Below are 16,985 nucleotides of genomic sequence, written 5' to 3' on the forward strand. Positions count from 1 at the left end.
CGCGATGGGGGATCCGTCAGTGGCAGGCCACGACGGCGTCATGGAATCAGGCGCCTTGGGCGATGATGCGATGTACCGCGTCGGCGTAGCGCTGCAGCTGCTCCAGCGTCACGAACTCATCGGCGGTGTGGGCCTGGGCGATGTCGCCCGGGCCATACACCAGCGTGGTGTAACCACCGGCGGAGAACAGCGAGGCTTCGGTCCAGAAGTCCACCGCATTGCCGATCGGGATATCCAGCGCGTCGGCCACATCGCGCGCGGCGAGCCGGCGGTTTTCCGCTTCGGCGATGTCACCGGCCGGGAAACTCGGGCCGCGGAAGGTCTCGGTGAATACCGCGGACTCCGGTTCGGCGAACCCGGCAAAGGTGGCCAGCAACGCATCGATGTCCATCGACGGCAGCGGGCGGAACCCGAACCGCACTTCGGCAGCCGGGGCGATCATGTTGGCCTTGATGCCGCCTTCCACCCGACCGATGTTGAAGCGCAGGCCGGTCAGCCCGCCGAAGCGTGCATGCGCCAGCGAGTCCACATGGTCCAGCGCGCGGTTGCCCCAGCGCATGGCCTGGTGCAGCGCGCTGGCCGCCGCATCCTGCTTGCCCGACGCATGCCCTGCCCGGCCCTTGAACTGCATCAGCACCGAGCTGATGCCACGGTGCGCGAGCACCGCCTCGCTCATCGTGGGCTCGGCGACCAGCACCGCGTCGTACGGAATGCCACGAGCGAGGAAGGCTGCGATGCAACGCGGGTCGTTGGCCTCCTCGTCGCTGGAGAACAGGAAAGCGGCATCGCCCCCGCTGGCATTCGCAGCGGCCACCAGCGCAGCAGCAGCGCCCTTGATGTCGCACACGCCCAGCCCGATCACCCGGTCTTCCGCGCGCCGCATCACGTGCGGATCGGCGCTCCAGTGCGGCGAGTCCGGCACGGTATCCAGGTGCACGTTGAACAGGTACTTCGGTGTCCCGCGCACGGCGTACAGGCTGACCGCGCCGTCGCCATGGTCGATCACCTCCACGTTGAACCCGGGCAGGTTGGCGCGCAGGTAATCGAAGATGCCGCCGGTGGTGATCGCACGCGGCGGATTGCGCGTGTCGAACGACACCAGGGCCTGCAGGTGGGTGAGCGTCTGTTCCAGCATGTGTCGGGGGTCCTTCGCCATGGCCAGGGCCATGGCGCGAAAATTCGGCGCCGGCGGACTCAACATCCGCCGGCAAGATCACTCGATCGCCTCAGCGATTCACCTGCGCGTACAACGTGGAGCTCATGCCGAACAGCTTGATGAAGCCTTCGGCTTCTTCCACGCCCCAGTCGGCCGACTGCGCATAGGTAGCGCCCTTGGTGTTGAGCAGGTGCGGCGACTTCACCGCCACCGCATCGACGCGGCCACCGCGGGTTTCCAGCACCACTTCGCCGTTGACCTTGGCCTGCGAGGACTTCAGGAAGGCTTCGATGTCGGTCTTGAGCGGGTCGTGGTAGAAGCCTTCGTACACCAGCTCCACCCACTTGCGCGCCACGTCCGGCTTGAAGCGGTTCTGCTGCTTGGTCAGCACCGCATCTTCCAGCGCGCGGTGCGCGGCCAGCAGCGAGACCAGGCCCGGGGCCTCGAACACGATGCGGCCCTTCAGGCCGATCACGGTATCGCCGGTGTACACGCCACGGCCGACGCCGTACGGGGCGAACAGCTTGTTGAGCTTGGCCAGGATCTGCTCACCCGGCAGTGCCTTGCCGTCCAGCTCGACCGCCTCGCCTGCGACGAACTTCAGCTTGACGGTCAGCGGCTCGATCGGCCACGCGCTGCGCGGCGCGCACCAGCCGCGGGCGCCTTCGCCCGGTGCTTCCCACCGGTCGATCTCGCCGCCGGACATGGTCAGGCCGAGCAGGTTTTCGTTGATGGTGTAGGCCTGCTGCTTGGCGCGCACGCCGAAGCCGCGCTCTTCCAGGTACTTCTGCTCGTAGGCGCGGGTCTGGGTGTGTTCCTTCTGGATCTCGCGGATCGGAGCGACGATCTGGTAGTCGCCCAGTGCCTTCACGGCCAGGTCGAAGCGGACCTGGTCGTTGCCCATGCCGGTGCAGCCGTGGGCGATGATGTTGGTGCCCAGTTCGGCGGCGCGCTTGAGTGCGGCATCCACGATCAGGTAGCGGTCGGACACCAGCAGCGGGTACTGGCCCTGGTAGCCTTCGCCGGCCCACACGAACGGCTTGACGAAGCCGTTCCAGATGGCCGGGCCGCCGTCGACGGTGACATGGCTGGTCACGCCCAGCTCGGCGGCGCGCTTCTCGATGAAATCGCGCTCTTCGTCATCCACGCCGCCGGTATCGGCGAACACGGTGTGCACGTTGTAGCCGCGCTCCTGCAGGTAAGGCACGCAGAAGCTGGTGTCGAGTCCGCCGGAGAAGGCCAGGACGATGTCTTTATTGCTCATGGGGGTCAGGGTCCAGTAGGGGGATGGGAATTCGGTAGAGCCGACCGTTGGTCGGCTGGAATGTTCAATGCGCCGGTTGGGGAGCAGCCGACCCACGGTCGGCCCTACCCCTGGTTGGCGTTACCGGCCGATCAATGCCGACATGATCGCCTTCTGCACGTGCAGGCGGTTCTCGGCCTCGTTGATGGCGATGCACTGCGCCGAGTCCATCACCCCGTCGGTGGCCTTCACGTTGCGGCGCAGCGGCAGGCAGTGGCTGAAGACGCCGTTGTTGGTCAAGGCCATCTTGGCCTCGTCCACGATGAAGTGCTTGTACTGGTCGCGGATGGGCTTTTCCGGCTCCCAGTTGCCGAAGAACGGCAGCGCGCCCCAGCTCTTGGCGTACACCACGTCGGCGCCGGCGTAGGCGCTGGCGATGTCGTGGCTGACCTGCAGCGAACCGCCGCTCTCGGCCACGTTCTGCTCGGCCCAGCCCATGTAGCGCTCATCGAGCACGTAGTCCGGGGTCGGGCACAGCAGGGTCACGTCCATGCCCATGCGGGTGGCGATGGTCAGCGCCGAGTTGGCCACGGCGGTGTTGAGCGGCTTGGGGTGGTAGGTCCAGGTCAGCACGTACTTCTTGCCGCGCAGGTCCTGGGTACCGAAGTGTTCCTGCAGCGCCATCACGTGGGCCAGTTCCTGGCACGGGTGGGTGATGGTTTCCATGTTGATCACCGGCACCGGCGAGTACTTGGCGAAGCTCTTGAGCACCTCGTCCTCGCGGTCCTTGGTCCAGTCGATGAACTTCGGGAACGCGCGCACGCCGATCAGGTCGACGTAGCGGCCCAGCACCCGGGCCACTTCGGCGATGTGCTCTTCGGTATCCCCGTCCATCACCGAGCCCAGGTTGAACTCGATCGGCCATGCATCCTTGCCCGGCTGCAGCACGATCGCGTGGCCGCCCAGCTGGAACGCCCCCAGCTCGAAGCTGGTGCGGGTGCGCATGGACGGGTTGAAGAACACCAGGGCAATCGATTTGCCCTTGAGCTCCTCGCCCAGTTTGTTGCGCTTGAACAGCGCGGCCTGGGTCAGCAGGGCATCCAGGTCGGTGCGGCTCCAATCCTGGGTGTTCAGGAAGTGCTTCAGGGACATCGATCGATCCTTTGCGGCTGGTTTTCCACCGTTGCCGGCGGAGGTTGGGGGCGCCGGGGCGCGTTCAGGGCTCAAACAAACACATACAGATGAAACTTTTCAGATCGTAGAAACGAAAAAACCCAGCGCGGGGGCTGGGTTTTCCGAACAGACAGCACGAAGCTCCGGTTACCCAGCGAAAATGTGGGGTTCCGGTCGGCGGGCACGCGACGTCATGCCGGTCGCCATACGGGCGGCGCTGGTGTCGTGCTGGAAGTCGGTGAGTTTCATGGCCGCCAATCTTTGCATGCGTACGGGGTGGGTGCAAGGCCTGAAGGGAATATTCAGGCCGCGGGCCTCACGGATTGGCCGCGCTGCCCTGCTCGGCGCCGATCCACGGGGTGATCGAGACGCGGATCTTGAGCCGGTTGCCCGGATCCTCCGGGAGCCGCGAGCGGTACTTGGTGCCCTTGTAGACGTAATCCACGTCGTAGGCGATGGGGCGGCGGAACTCGCGGCCGACCGGAATGATCCGGCATTCGCGGGTGAGCAGCGGGCCGTTGTTGGCGGCCGGGGCCGGGACTTCGGCCACCGGCAGCTCTTCCTCGGTGCCGTCTTCACGGCGGAAGATCGAGCGCACCGAGTCCATGAAGCGGCCGAAACGGCCCTTGTCCTCCTGGGGTTCCTCGCCGGTCACGTTGACCGGGGCCAGCGTGCGCGTGGAGACCGGCTCGCAATGCTCTTCGGTGCGGGTGGCGCGCAACGTCTGGAACACCGGCTCGACGTTGAGCACCTGCGCGTAGTCGAACTTGACGTTCTCCACGATCACCACCCGGTTACGGACCTCGCCGTCCTGGGCACACGCCATGAAGGCGGCACCTCCCAGCAGGCAGGCCAGCGTCAACAACGAAGTGGATTTCATTGGCAACAGGTTAGAGGACAAGGCGGATAGTTTAGGCAGTGCCAGGCACAAGGGGCTGAACATTACCCTTCCGCGACGATTCTGCCCATAGCCGGTTACCGTACGGGACAGGCGGCGGGCCCCGGCGCTGGGCCGCGATGTGATCTAAAATCGAGGGCTTGCCCCCCTTCCCTCCCCACCACCGACCCCATGACCCTGCGCCTGCACAACAACCTGACTCGCCAGCTCGAACCGTTCACCCCGCTCGATCCGACCTGTCCGACCCTGTATGTCTGCGGCCCCACGGTCTACAACTACGTCCACATCGGCAACGCCCGTGGCCCGGTGGTCTTCGGGGTGCTGGCGGCCCTGCTGCGGCGCCGTTTCGGAAGCCTGCGCTACGCCCGCAACATCACCGACGTGGATGACAAGATCAACGCCGCCGCGCGTGAACAGGGCGTGCCGATCTCGACCATCACCGACCGCTTCGCCGCCGCCTACCGCGAGGACATGGGGGCGCTGGGCGTGGCCCCGCCGGACATCGAGCCGGAAGCCACCGCGCACATCCCGCAGATCGTGACGATGATCGAACAGCTGGTCGCCGCCGGGCATGCCTATGCCGCCGAGGGCCACGTGCTGTTCTCGGTCGCCTCCTATGCCGACTACGGCAAGCTTTCCCGACGTGATCCGGACGAGATGCTGGCCGGCGCGCGGGTGGACGTGGCCCCGTACAAGCGCGACCCCGGCGATTTCGTGCTGTGGAAACCCTCCAACGACGACCTGCCCGGCTGGGACTCGCCCTGGGGCCGGGGCCGCCCGGGCTGGCACATCGAGTGCTCGGCCATGGCCGCCGCCCACCTGGGCCCGACCATCGACATCCACGCCGGCGGCGTGGACCTGCAGTTCCCGCACCACGAGAACGAGATCGCGCAGAGCGAGTGCGCCCACGGCGGCAAGACCTTCGCCCGCTTCTGGCTGCACAACGGCATGCTCAACTTCGGCGGCGCCAAGATGAGCAAGTCGATCGGCAACATCGAGCGCGTCCACGACCTGGTGCGCAAGCATGCGCCGGAAGCGCTGCGCCACGCGCTGCTGTCGGCCCATTACCGGCAGCCGCTGGACTGGTCCGACGCGCTGATCGAGCAGTCCACCCGCACCCTGGACCGCCTGTACGGCACCCTGCGCGGCCTGGCCGACGTGCCGGCGACGGCGGTGATCCCGGCCGAGATCGAGGCGGCGCTGGACGATGACCTCAATACGCCGCAGGCGCTGGCCGAACTGGCCCGCATCGCCGCCGAGGCGCGCAAGGCGGCCCCGGCCGAACAGGCGCACTGGAAGACTGCGCTGCTCGGCGCCGGCCTCGCGCTGGGGCTGCTGCAGCAGGATCCAGCGGCATGGTTCGGCAATGCCCCCGGCGACGCCGACGACGATGCCCGCATCCAGGCCCTGATCGACGCGCGTAGCGCGGCCAAGCAGGCCCGCGACTTCGCCCGCGCCGATGCCCTCCGCGACCAGCTTGCCGCCGAGGGCATCGTGCTGGAAGACACCGCGCAGGGCGTGCGCTGGGTACGCAAGCGCTGAACGGCCGCCCGGCCAGCGGCCGGGCACCCCTCGACACAGACCCGGCCACGGATGGCCGGGTGCCTCCCCCGAACCATCAAGGCCAGACCACGGAAGGCGCGCACCGGCCTGGAGCCCCCCCATGACCACCGCATCCCCGTTCCCGCTTGAAGCCACCGCCGCCGAGGCCCAGGCCGCCATCGCCGAGGAGTTCGCCTTCTTCGGCGACTGGTCCGAGCGCTACCAGTACCTGATCGATCTGGGCCGCAAGCTGCCCACCTTCCCGGACGAGTGGAAGACCGAGCAGCACCGCCTGCTCGGCTGCCAGTCGATGGTCTGGATCGTGCCCGAAGGCAACGCTCAGCAGCTGCGCTTCCACGCCATCAGCGACTCGGCGATCGTCTCCGGGTTGATCTACCTGGCGCTGCGGGTGTACTCGGGCCGCTCGGCCGCCGACATCCTGGCCACCGAACCGACCTACATCCAGGACATCGGCCTGTCGCGCCACCTGTCGCCGACCCGCAGCAATGGCGTGGCCGCCATGCTCGCCTTCATCCGCGAGACGGCGCAGTCGCAGCACGCCGCCTCGTGAGTACCGACGCCCCCGCCGACCGTGCCGATGGCGCGCTGGCCCTGCTGGCCCGCCCCGGCTTCTCGCTGCTGCTGGCCTACCGCATCTGCGCGATGCTGTCCTACCAGATCGTCGCGGTGACGGTGGGCTGGCACATCTACGAGGTCACCCGCAATCCGTTCTCGCTGGGCCTGGTGGGCCTGGCCGAGGTGCTGCCGTTCTTCTGCGTGGCCCCGTTCGCCGGTTACCTGGTGGACCACCTGCCGCGGCGCAGGCTGGGCATGGTCGCCGCCAGCGGGCTGGTGCTCACGGCGGTGGTGCTGACCGCGGTGGCCAAGGGCTGGCTGCCTTTCCACGGGGTATGGCCGATCTATGCGGCGATCGCGATGACCGGCATGGTCCGCGCGTTCCTCTCGCCGATCTACAACGCGCTGTTTGCGCGCGTGCTCGAACGCCCGCAATACGCGCGCGGCGCCGGGCTCGGCGCGGTGATGTTCCAGACCGGCATGGTGGCCGGGCCGGCGTTGGGTGGCGTGCTGGTGGCCTGGGGCGGCACGGGCGTGGCGTACGGCGTGGCCGCGTCGGTGGCGCTGCTGGCCGTGGGCTGCCTGGGCGTACTGCGCGTGTCCGAGCCGGTGCACACCGGACCGGCGGCCCCCATCTTCAAGAGCATCGCCGAGGGCGGCCGCTTCGTGCTGGGCAACCGGATCATGGTCGGGGCGATGGCGCTGGACATGTTCTCGGTACTGCTGGGTGGCGTGGTCGCGATGCTGCCGGCGTTCCTGCACGAGATCCTGCACCACGGCCCGGAAGGCCTGGGCATCCTGCGTGCGGCACCGGCGCTGGGCTCGGTGTGCGTGGGGCTGTGGCTGGCGCGCCGACCACTGCAGCGCAACGCCGGCCGGGTGCTGCTGTTTGCGGTGGCCGGGTTCGGGCTGTGCGTGATCGGCTTCGGGCTGTCGCACAGTTTCTGGCTGTCGGCGGTGATCCTGCTGTTCTACGGCGCCTTCGACGGGGTCTCGGTGGTGATCCGCTCGACGATCCTGCAGTTGGCCACGCCGGAAGCGATGCGCGGCCGGGTCTCCTCGATCAACGGCATCTTCATCAGCTCCTCCAACGAACTGGGCGCGTTCTACGCCGGCACGATGGCCCGGCTGCTCGGCCTGATCCCGGCGGTGGTGCTGGGCGGTTGCGCGGTGCTGAGCGTGGCCGGCATCACCGCCTGGAAGAACCCCACCCTGCGCCGCCTAAACCTCGGCGACCTGTAGATCCACGCCATGCGTGGATGCTTTTCCGCGCGCCCCGCACAGCATCCCCCCACCCGTAGATCCACGCCATGCGTGGATGCCTTCCCGCGCCGTGCCCCGCACAGCATCCACCCACCCGTAGATCCACGCCATGCGTGGATGCCTTCCCGCGCCGCGCCCCGCACAGCATCCACCCACCCGTAGATCCACGCCATGCGTGGATGCCTTCCCGCCCCGCGCCCCGCACAGCATCCACCCACCCGTAGATCCACGCCATGCGTGGATGCCTTGCCCCATCCACGCGCCAATCGCGACCAACATGCAAAAAAAACCCGGCCGAAGCCGGGTTTTTCCATGCACTCCACCACGACCAGCGATCAGTCGCCCTGCTGCTTCTGCAGGTGCTCCCAACGCTCCTGGGCGTCGATGGTGCGTTCGGCGGTGAGGCGGGCTTCCAGGCGATCCAGGCCGATTTCCTCGCCCGTATCGACGCAGTAACCGTAGTCACCATCTTCCAGACGCTTCAGCGTGCTGTTGATCTTGCCGATCAGCTTGCGGTAACGGTCGCGGGTCCGCAGTTCCAGCGAGTTTTCGGTCTCGCGGGTGGCGCGTTCGGCTTCATCGCCGATGTCGCGCACTTCTTCCTGCAGGTTCGCGATGGTCTGCTTGGATTCCTCCACCAGATCATTGCGCCAGTGCTGCAGGCGCTGGCGGAAATACTCCAGCTGCAGCGGGCTCATGTACTCCTCTTCCGCGCTCGGCTTGTAGCCGTCGGGCAGGATCGGACGACCGGTGGCTTCGTCAGTCTTGTATTCCACCACCTTCACCTTGGTGCGCGGGGCCGGGGCGGCCGAACGCGCGGCGACGGCAACGGCGACCTTGCCGACCGGACGCGAAACAGGCTTGGGGGCGGACTCGGACTTGGCGGGGGTTTTTGCAGGCGATTTCGAAACGGGCACGGGATTCTTGTTTTGCGGGGCCTTGGAGGCGGGGGCGGCCGTTACCGGCGCCGGCGCGGAGGCCGGAGGGGTAACAGGCGTGGCCGCACTCTTGGCCGGGACAGACTTGGCCGGCGCCGGCGATGCCGGCTTCGGTGCGGACTTCACTACGGGTGCTGCCACCGGCGTTGCGGCCGGCTTGGTTGCCACGGGCTTGCTGGCGGTCTTGGCTGCCTTCACCGGCTTGGCCGGCGGCTGCTTGGCCGCCACCTTCTTCACAGGTGCAGGCTTGGAAGCCGGCTTGGCAGCGGCCGGCTTCACGGATTTCTTTGCCACGGTCGCCGGTGCGGCCTTCTTCACCGGCGCCTTGGCGACCGGCTTGGACGGCTTGGCCACCGCTGCCTTCTTGGCCACGGCCTTCTTGGCCACGACCTTCTTGGCCGGTGCAGCTTTCTTTGCCGGCGCCTTGGCGACGACCGGCTTCTTGGCGACGGCTTTCTTCACCGTCTTGGCCGGGGTCTTGGCGACCGGTTTTTTCACGGGTGCCGTCCTGGCCGCCGGTTGTTTGGATGCAGGCTTGCCAGCCGGCTTGGAGGCCGGTTTCTTGGCAACGGACTTGGCCGCCAACTTCTTAGCAACAGGCTTGGCGGTTTTCTTGGCGGCCTTGACGGCCTTCTTTGCAGTTTTTTTAGCAGCCACGAAACGCTCTTCCTTGGATTCCCCGGGGCCCGGGAAAGCGGGCCTTTATAGCCTACCCGACCAGCAGCAGCAACCACACCGCCTACTCCGTTCAGCCCCGGAGTCGCAAGGCGTGCAGCCAATCCACCGCGGGGGCGGACCGTCTTGCGCAGTTCGGTACCTGACCCGGCCAACAGCCGGGGCGGCCCGCCACGCGCGTGGACGCGGAGGGGGCCAACGGCCCATCCTGCGACAAATGCGGCCTTCATGCCAACTGCTCTAAGATTGGCAGGTGATCTCCCGCCTGCTCATCGCCCTGCTGCGCTTCTACAAGCGCTTCATCAGCCCGTTGCTGGGGCCGCGCTGCCGCTTCATGCCCAGCTGTTCTGAATACGCCATGCAAGCCATCGCCACGCATGGGCCCGCGCGCGGCAGCTGGCTGGCTGCGCGCCGGCTGGGCCGCTGCCATCCCTTCCACCCCGGTGGCATCGACGAGGTGCCGCCGCGCGCCGCGCATGACGCCACCTGCCGCTGCACAGGAAAACACTGAAATGTCCTCCACGCTCATCGTCAACGCCCGCCTGGTCAACGAAGGCGCCATCACCCAGGGCGACCTGCGCATCGAGAACGGGCGCATCGCCCAGATCGGCGCCGGCCTGGAGGCCCGTCCGGGCGAAACCGTCGTCGACGCCGCCGGCCGCTGGCTGCTGCCGGGCATGATCGACGACCAGGTCCACTTCCGCGAACCCGGCCTGACCCACAAGGGCGACATCGCCACCGAATCGGCCGCGGCCGTGGCCGGCGGGCTGACCAGCTTCATGGACATGCCCAACACCAACCCGCCCACCTTGAATGCCGAGATCCTGCAGGCCAAGTACGACGCCGCGGCCGGCCGTGCGCGCGCCAATTACGGCTTCTACATGGGCGCCAGCAACGACAACCTGGCCCACATCCAGTCGCTGGACCCCAAGACCGCGCCGGGCATCAAGGTGTTCATGGGCGCTTCGACCGGCAACATGCTGGTCGACGACCCGGACACCCTGGACGCGATCTTCCGCGACGCGCCTACCCCGATCATCACGCATTGCGAAGACACCCCGATGATCGATGCCAAGGCCAGGGAGTACGCCGAGAAGTACGGCGATGCGCTCAGTGCCGAACAGCACCCGGACATCCGCTCGCGCGAGGCCTGCCTGAAGTCCTCTGAGCTGGCCGTGTCGCTGGCGAAAAAGCACGGCACCCGCCTGCACGTGCTGCACATCTCCACGGCCGACGAACTCACGCTGTTCGAGCGCGGCCCGCTGATCCGCGCCGACGGCAGCCGCAAGCAGATCACCGCTGAAACCTGCATCCACTTCCTGCGCTTCGACCGCAGCGATTACGCGCGGCTGGGCAACCTGATCAAGTGCAACCCGGCGATCAAGGAAGCCAGCGACCGCGAAGCGCTCACCCGCGCGGTGGCCGAGGACGTGATCGACGTGCTGGCCACCGACCACGCCCCGCACACCTGGGAAGAGAAGCAGAAGCCCTACCCGCAGGCGCCGTCCGGCCTGCCGCTGGTGCAGTACGCGCTGGTCGCCGCGCTGGAACTGGTACACGAAGGCAAGCTGGAGATCACCCAGGTGGTGCAGAAGTTCGCCCACGCGCCGGCGCAGCTGTTCGACGTGAGCCAGCGTGGCTACCTGCGCGAAGGCTACTTCGCCGACCTGGTGCTGGTGGAGGACGTGCCGTTCACGGTCAAGCGCGAGGACGTGCTGTCCAAGTGCGGCTGGTCGCCGTTCGAAGGCATGACCTTCCGCTCGCGGATCGCCTCGACCTGGATCAATGGCGAGCTGGCCTGGGACGGCGAGCAGCTGGTCGGCGCGCCGAACGGGCAGCGCCTGAGCTTCGACCGCTGATGCGGGCGACGTTGCTTGGCCTGGGCCTGCTCGCGGCGGGTGCCACGGGCGTGGCCGCGCTGCCACCCTCGCCCGCCCTCGCCCAGGCCGACAGCCGGGTGGTGTTTCCGGCCAGTGCCTCGCAGGGCGCAATGGTCATCGGCAAGGTTCCCGCCGGCAGCACGGTGCAGTACGCCGGCCGCACGCTGCGGGTGAGCGGCTATGGCAGCGTGGTGTTCGGCATCGGCCGTGACGAGAAGGGCCCGTTGCAGGTGCAGGTGCGGCGCCCGGACGGCGGCAGCGACACCGTGACCATCGCGGTCACCCCGCGCGACTGGCCGACCGAACGGGTCAACGGGGTGCCGCCGAAAACCGTCAACCCGCCCCCGGCGATCGCCGAACGGATCAAGCGCGAACAGGCCCAGGTGACCGCCGCGCGTGCGCGCGACGATGACCGGCCGGATTTCGCGCAGGCCTTCATCTGGCCGGTGCAGGGGCGCATCAGCGGGCGCTTCGGCAATGCCCGCGTGTACAACGGCCAGCCCGGCGCCGGCCACTCCGGCATGGACATCGCGGTGCCCACCGACACCCCCGTGAAGGCTCCGGCCGCCGGCGTGGTCACCTTCGCCGGCCCGGACCTGTACCTCACCGGCGGCACGCTGCTGCTGGACCACGGTTACGGCATCAGCTCCAATTTCCTGCACCTGTCGCGGATCGACGTGAAGGTGGGTGACCGTGTCGAGCAGGGTCAGGTGATCGCCGCGGTCGGCGCCACCGGCCGTGCCACTGGGCCGCACCTGCACTGGGGCATGAACTGGTTCGATACCCGCATCGATCCGCTGCTGGTGCTTGAACGCGGCAAGTGATGGCGGCATGCCTGCAATGCTGGGCGCGGCCGGTGCAGCGCTGCCGGGAGGGTGCATCCCCGCGCCGATCGACACGGTCGGCAGTCGTTCGGGAACCGACCCTGGCGGTCCGCGCCCTCAGATGACGAGGCACATGGGGCGCCAGCGCCTCACTGTGCCGCGCCGCCGGGGCGCTCAGTGCCGCGGTGTACGGGCGGCCAATGCCGTCCAGTGCCGGCCCTATAGACGGGTCGCGCCGCGATCAGCCCCGACCGGCCCACCACGTGCGCAGCAGCGTCCGCAGCGGCGTGACCTTGGGCTCGCTGCCCTGCGCACGCGCCTGCAGCCGCGTTCTCGCCAGCGACGCGTACATGCGGCGCACGCGCGGGCCGGCGACGCGCGCCGGCCACCGCGCCAGCAAGTGCTGCGCCCAGCGCTGCGCGGCCGTCTCGCTACCGGCGTCCAGCAGCGCGCGCGGCACGGCGGCGACACCGGCCTCCTGGAGTCGCTGGGCCAGCGTCTGCACCAGCACGGGGGTGGTCACATCGCCGCGCGCCGGCGCCTCGAACATCACCGCCTCCACCGCCGCCACCGCGCCCGCATAGGCCTGCAGCGCGTGCAGCGCCTGGGCCGGTGCCACAGACGCGGCGCGGGCCTCGACCAGGTCCGGCAGCGCCTGCGCCAGTTCCGCCCATGGCGCGCGCACCGGCTCCAGCAAACGCCCCAGCGGATGCCGCGAGCGCTGCCCGGCCCAGCTGCGCAGTTCTTCGCCCCACCAGGCCAGCTTGGCGTCGGAAGGGGTTGGATCGCCGTTGGTATTGAGGATGTCGTCGAACTCCTGCAGCAGCGCAAACCACGCCACGGCCAGGCTGCGCTGGGCCTCGGGAACGAACGGCTCGGCCACCGACCATTCCGGCCAGCGGGTCCGCCACTTGTCCAGGAAACTGTCGAGGGCGCTGGAAGTTGTCACGGGGAAAATCCTTGGAAGAAATTGGCCGAGCCAGGCTCGGCGGCTACCGGGGATACGCACGGGCCGATCACCGGTGCATGCCTGGGTTGCGCTGCGCATCGGCCAACCGCCGATGCCTGGCGGGCGGTCAGGCGCGCGCCAGCGGCCAGGCGTCGCCGCGCTGCAGCTGCGCGGGGTGCGCGATCATGCTCTCCGCGCCCCACGCCAACGGGTCGTCGGCCTCCAGCCGGTAGCCCCACAGCGCGGCCACCGAGGCCATGCCGGCGGCATTGGCGGCCACGATATCGCGCTCGTCGTCGCCCACATAGATGCAGGTGGCCGGGTCGATCCGCATGCGCTCGGCGGCGACCAGCAACGGCAGCGGGTGCGGTTTGCGCTGGGCCAGCGTATCGCCGCCAATCAGCACCTTGCAGCGCGCTTCCCAGCCCAGCTGGGGCACGATCAGGCGGGCCAGGTATTCGGGCTTGTTGGTGACGATGCCCCACGCGCAGCCAGCCGCATCCAGCGCATCGAGCATGCCGGCGACGCCGTCGAACACCACCGCGTGCTGGCCGATCAGGGCCTCGTAGCGGTCCAGGAACTCGGGCACCAGCGCGTCGCGCTCGACCTGCCCCAACGCCGGGAACGCCACCGAGACCATCGCCCGAGAGCCTTTGGAGACCACCGGGCGCAGTGCGTCCAGGCTGATCGGGGCACGCCCGCGCGCGGCCAGCATCGCATTGGCGGTGGCCAGCATGTCCGGCGCGCTGTCCAGCAGCGTGCCATCGAGGTCGAACAACACCGCCTGCGGGAAACCGGACTCAGACACCCGCAGCGTCCGGCTTGACCGCATGGGCCAGGTAGTTGATGTCGGTGCGGCTGCTCAAGCGTGCGCGGTTGCGCCACGGCTCGTAGGCCATGCCGCTGACATCGCGCAGGTTGAAATCGGCCTCGCGCAGCCACTTGCCCAGCTCGGCCGGCTTGATGAAATCCTGGTAGTGGTGCGTGCCCTTGGGCAGCAGCCGCGCCACGTACTCGGCACCGACGATCGCCACGGCGAAGGCGGCCGGGGTACGGTTGACGGTGGACAGGAACAGCTGCCCGCCGGGCTTGAGCAGGCGGTGGCAGGCGGCGATGATCGCGCCCGGGTCGGGTACGTGCTCGAGCATCTCCATGCAGGTGACCACGTCGAAGCTGCCGGGCTGTTCGGCGGCCAGGTCCTCGGCGGCCTGCAGGCGGTAGTCCACCGTCACCCCCGACTCCAGGCTGTGCAGGCGCGCCACCTTGAGCAGCTCGGGCGCCAGGTCGATCGCGGTGACCTCGGCGCCTTCGCGCGCCAGTGCCTCGCTGAGCAGGCCGCCACCGCAGCCGATGTCGAGCGCGCGCGCGCCGCGCAGCGCCACGCGCCTGGCCACGTACTGCAGGCGCACCGGGTTGAGGGCATGCAGCGGCTTCTGCGGGCCGTCACTGTCCCACCAGCGATTGGCGAGCGCGGCGAACTTGTCCAGTTCGGCCTGATCGAAATTAGTGGAAGCGTGTGGGGTAGTCATGGGGGTCCTTGGTGCATCAAGCACGGATGTGGCGGATGCGCTCGCGCCACTGGCGGGCGTTGGCGACGATCGCGGCGGTGTCCATGCCGACCAGCTCGCGCTGGACCAGCTTGGGCTGCCCGGCGATCCAGACATCGCTGACCTGGTGACGACCGGCGGCATACACCAGCTGCGACAGCACATGGTGCAGCGGCTGGGTCTCCAGCGCGGACAGGTCCACGCAGACCAGGTCGGCCTGCTTGCCGACCTCGATCGAGCCGATGCGGTCGCCGAAGCCCAGCGCGCGGGCGCCGCCCAGGGTGGCTGCACGCAGCGTGGTGGCCGCATCCAGCGCGGTGGCATCGTTGGCCACGGCCTTGGCCAGGATCGCCGCGGTGCGGTTCTCGCTGAACATGTCCAGGTCGTTGTTGCTGGCGCAGCCGTCGGTGCCGATGGCCAGGTTCACCCCGGCGCGCTGCAGGGCGCAGGCCGGGCAGAAGCCGGAGGCCAGCTTGAGGTTGGATTCGGGGCAATGCACCACGCTGACGCCACGCTCGGCGCACAGGTGGATTTCCGCCTCGGTCAGCTGGGTCATGTGCACCGCGATCAGGCGGTCGTTGACCAGGCCGAGGCGATCCAGCCGCGCCAGCGGGCGCTGGCCGTGCAGCTTGAGCGAGTCGCTGATTTCCTGCGCGGTCTCATGCGTGTGCAGGTGGACCTGCATGTCCAACTGGTCGGACAGCATGCGCACGCGTTCGAAATTGGCGTCGTTGACCGTGTACGGTGCGTGCGGGGCGAACGAGGTGCCGATAAGCGGATCGTTGCGCCACTGGTCGTGCAGTTCACCCGCCTTGGCGAAGTACTCGTCGTCGGTCTTGGCCCAGGCAGTGGGAAAATCGATGATCACCGCACCGACCAGCGCGCGGAAGCCATGCTGCTTGTAGACGGCGGCCTGGACGTCGGAGAAGAAGTAGTTCTCGTTGGCGCAGGTGGTACCGCCGCGCAGCATCTCGGCGATCGCCAGCGTGGTGCCATCGGCCACGAACTCCGGCCCGATCACCGCCGCTTCCACCGGCCAGATGTGCTGCTGCAACCACACCATCAAGGGCAGGTCATCGGCGACGCCGCGCAACAGGGTCATCGGGTTGTGGGTGTGCGCGTTGACCAGGCCCGGCATCAGCGCCGCGTCCGGACGCGACACGGTGCGGACCGGGGCGAACCGCGCACGCGCTTCGGCACGCGGCAGGATCGCGATGATCTCGCTGCCTCGCACGGCCACGGCATGGTCTTCCAGCACCACCGCATGCGGTTCGATCGGGACCACGTAACCGGCTTCGATCAGCAGGTCACAGGTTTCGGGGATGCGTGCGGTGTCGGTCATGCGGGCTCACTGTGCTGGGCGGACGCCCCGAAGGCGTGGGCGACCGGGACGCTCTGGAACGGAACGCTCTGGACGTAGAGCCGACCGTTGGTCGGCTGCACGGGTGCCGTCGCCGACCAATGGGCGGTTCTACCGGGTGGGGCAGCCGACCAACGGTCGGCTCTACGGGGTGGCGTCCCCGACCAAGGGGCGGTTCTACCGGGTGGCGCAGCCGACCAACGGTCGGCTCTACGGGGTGGCATGGCCGACCAACGGTCGGTTCGACCGGGTGGTGCAGCCGACCAACGGTCGGCTCTACCCTCATCCGGCTTCGCCGGATTACTTGCCTGCGCGTGCGGAGTATTCGCCCGAACGGGTATCGACCTTGATGATTTCATCCTGGTTGACGAACAGCGGCACGCGGACCACGGCGCCGGTTTCCAGGGTGGCCGGCTTGCCGCCGCCGCCGGAGGTGTCGCCACGGACGCCCGGGTCGGTTTCGGTGATTTTCAGTTCGACGAAGTTCGGCGGCTGGACGAAGATCGGCTCGCCGTTCCACAGCGTGACGATGCAGACTTCCTCACCCTTAAGCCACTTCTCCGCGCCGCCCATGCCGGCCTTGGTGGCCTGGACCTGCTCGAAGGTTTCCGGGTCCATGAAGTGCCAGTACTCACCGTCGCTGTACATGAAGTCCATGTTGGTGTCGACGACGTCGGCCTTCTCCACGTCATCGGTGGCCTTCATGGTCATTTCGACCACGCGGCCGGACTTGATGAAGCGGTACTTCATGCGGGTGAAGGCCTGGCCCTTGCCCGGCTTGACGTACTCGGTCTCGGTGATGACCGCCGGTTCATTGTTGACCAGGATCTTCATCCCGTTCTTGACGTCGTTCATGCCAACAGTGGCCATGCTGAAACTCCTGAATGGGCAAACGCCGCGCAGGCGCGGCGAGCCGGATAGAATGGAAAACCCACCGGCACCGGTGGGGTGACTAGTTTTT

General features: G+C 68.2%; 16 protein-coding genes. 6 read left to right on the forward strand and 10 right to left on the reverse strand.

The window, feature by feature from the left end; genetic code table 11:
* Positions 1-46: 46 nt before the first annotated feature.
* The 4 genes from M2421_RS04105 to M2421_RS04120 all read right to left on the reverse strand — a co-directional run bounded on the left by M2421_RS04105 (position 47) and on the right by M2421_RS04120 (position 4,452).
* Positions 47-1,135 (reverse strand): acetylornithine deacetylase, encoded by a 1,089-nt coding sequence (locus tag M2421_RS04105; RefSeq protein WP_259203442.1) that lies wholly within the window; start codon positions 1,133-1,135, stop codon positions 47-49.
* A gap of 91 nt (positions 1,136-1,226) precedes the next feature.
* Positions 1,227-2,420, reverse strand: a complete 1,194-nt coding sequence (locus tag M2421_RS04110; RefSeq protein ID WP_259203443.1) for an argininosuccinate synthase — start codon at positions 2,418-2,420, stop codon at positions 1,227-1,229.
* A 120-nt stretch (positions 2,421-2,540) separates the two neighbouring features.
* Positions 2,541-3,551: an N-acetylornithine carbamoyltransferase gene (locus M2421_RS04115; protein ID WP_259203445.1), complete on the reverse strand. Its 1,011-nt coding sequence runs from the start codon at positions 3,549-3,551 to the stop codon at positions 2,541-2,543.
* Between the two features lie 337 nt (positions 3,552-3,888).
* Positions 3,889-4,452: a hypothetical protein gene (locus M2421_RS04120; protein ID WP_259203446.1), complete on the reverse strand. Its 564-nt coding sequence runs from the start codon at positions 4,450-4,452 to the stop codon at positions 3,889-3,891.
* A gap of 189 nt (positions 4,453-4,641) precedes the next feature.
* Between M2421_RS04120 and cysS the strand changes: the two genes are divergently transcribed.
* From cysS to M2421_RS04135, 3 genes are all read left to right on the forward strand, one after another.
* Complete coding sequence (gene cysS, locus M2421_RS04125; protein ID WP_259203448.1) at positions 4,642-6,012, forward strand: cysteine--tRNA ligase; 1,371 nt, start codon at positions 4,642-4,644, stop codon at positions 6,010-6,012.
* A gap of 121 nt (positions 6,013-6,133) precedes the next feature.
* Positions 6,134-6,583: a SufE family protein gene (locus M2421_RS04130; protein ID WP_259203449.1), complete on the forward strand. Its 450-nt coding sequence runs from the start codon at positions 6,134-6,136 to the stop codon at positions 6,581-6,583.
* Positions 6,580-7,830 carry an MFS transporter gene (locus M2421_RS04135; RefSeq protein ID WP_259203450.1) on the forward strand — a complete coding sequence of 417 codons (1,251 nt, stop codon included), beginning with the start codon at positions 6,580-6,582 and terminating at the stop codon, positions 7,828-7,830. The genes M2421_RS04130 and M2421_RS04135 overlap by 4 nt, the downstream gene beginning before the upstream one ends.
* A 356-nt stretch (positions 7,831-8,186) precedes the next feature.
* On the opposite strand, the gene dksA is transcribed toward M2421_RS04135, so the two are convergent.
* Positions 8,187-9,446 carry an RNA polymerase-binding protein DksA gene (dksA, locus tag M2421_RS04140; protein WP_259203452.1) on the reverse strand — a complete coding sequence of 420 codons (1,260 nt, stop codon included), beginning with the start codon at positions 9,444-9,446 and terminating at the stop codon, positions 8,187-8,189.
* A gap of 271 nt (positions 9,447-9,717) precedes the next feature.
* Between dksA and yidD the strand changes: the two genes are divergently transcribed.
* From yidD to M2421_RS04155, 3 genes are read left to right on the forward strand one after another with little or no spacing between them, the layout of a single operon-like run.
* Complete coding sequence (gene yidD, locus M2421_RS04145; protein WP_121038212.1) at positions 9,718-9,975, forward strand: membrane protein insertion efficiency factor YidD; 258 nt, start codon at positions 9,718-9,720, stop codon at positions 9,973-9,975.
* Between the two features lies 1 nt (position 9,976).
* Positions 9,977-11,323 (forward strand): dihydroorotase, encoded by a 1,347-nt coding sequence (locus tag M2421_RS04150; RefSeq protein WP_259203455.1) that lies wholly within the window; start codon positions 9,977-9,979, stop codon positions 11,321-11,323.
* Positions 11,323-12,168: a M23 family metallopeptidase gene (locus M2421_RS04155; RefSeq protein ID WP_259203457.1), complete on the forward strand. Its 846-nt coding sequence runs from the start codon at positions 11,323-11,325 to the stop codon at positions 12,166-12,168. Before M2421_RS04150 ends, M2421_RS04155 begins: the two co-directional genes overlap by 1 nt.
* A 241-nt stretch (positions 12,169-12,409) precedes the next feature.
* On the opposite strand, the gene M2421_RS04160 is transcribed toward M2421_RS04155, so the two are convergent.
* The 5 genes from M2421_RS04160 to efp form a co-directional block, all read right to left on the reverse strand.
* A complete protein-coding gene (locus tag M2421_RS04160; protein ID WP_259203458.1) occupies positions 12,410-13,117 on the reverse strand; it encodes a squalene/phytoene synthase family protein in 708 nt (235 codons plus the stop codon).
* A gap of 127 nt (positions 13,118-13,244) precedes the next feature.
* A complete protein-coding gene (locus tag M2421_RS04165) occupies positions 13,245-13,925 on the reverse strand; it encodes a phosphoglycolate phosphatase (RefSeq protein WP_259203459.1) in 681 nt (226 codons plus the stop codon).
* Positions 13,918-14,646 (reverse strand): bifunctional 2-polyprenyl-6-hydroxyphenol methylase/3-demethylubiquinol 3-O-methyltransferase UbiG, encoded by a 729-nt coding sequence (ubiG, locus tag M2421_RS04170; RefSeq protein WP_259203460.1) that lies wholly within the window; start codon positions 14,644-14,646, stop codon positions 13,918-13,920. Before ubiG ends, M2421_RS04165 begins: the two co-directional genes overlap by 8 nt.
* 16 nt (positions 14,647-14,662) lie before the next feature.
* Positions 14,663-16,006 (reverse strand): TRZ/ATZ family hydrolase, encoded by a 1,344-nt coding sequence (locus tag M2421_RS04175; protein WP_259203461.1) that lies wholly within the window; start codon positions 16,004-16,006, stop codon positions 14,663-14,665.
* A 318-nt stretch (positions 16,007-16,324) separates the two neighbouring features.
* Positions 16,325-16,894 (reverse strand): elongation factor P, encoded by a 570-nt coding sequence (gene efp, locus M2421_RS04180; protein ID WP_259203462.1) that lies wholly within the window; start codon positions 16,892-16,894, stop codon positions 16,325-16,327.
* Positions 16,895-16,985 lie beyond the last annotated feature (91 nt).

Origin of the sequence: Stenotrophomonas sp. BIGb0135, from assembly GCF_024810105.1 — a bacterium.
GTDB lineage: Bacteria > Pseudomonadota > Gammaproteobacteria > Xanthomonadales > Xanthomonadaceae > Stenotrophomonas > Stenotrophomonas maltophilia_AB.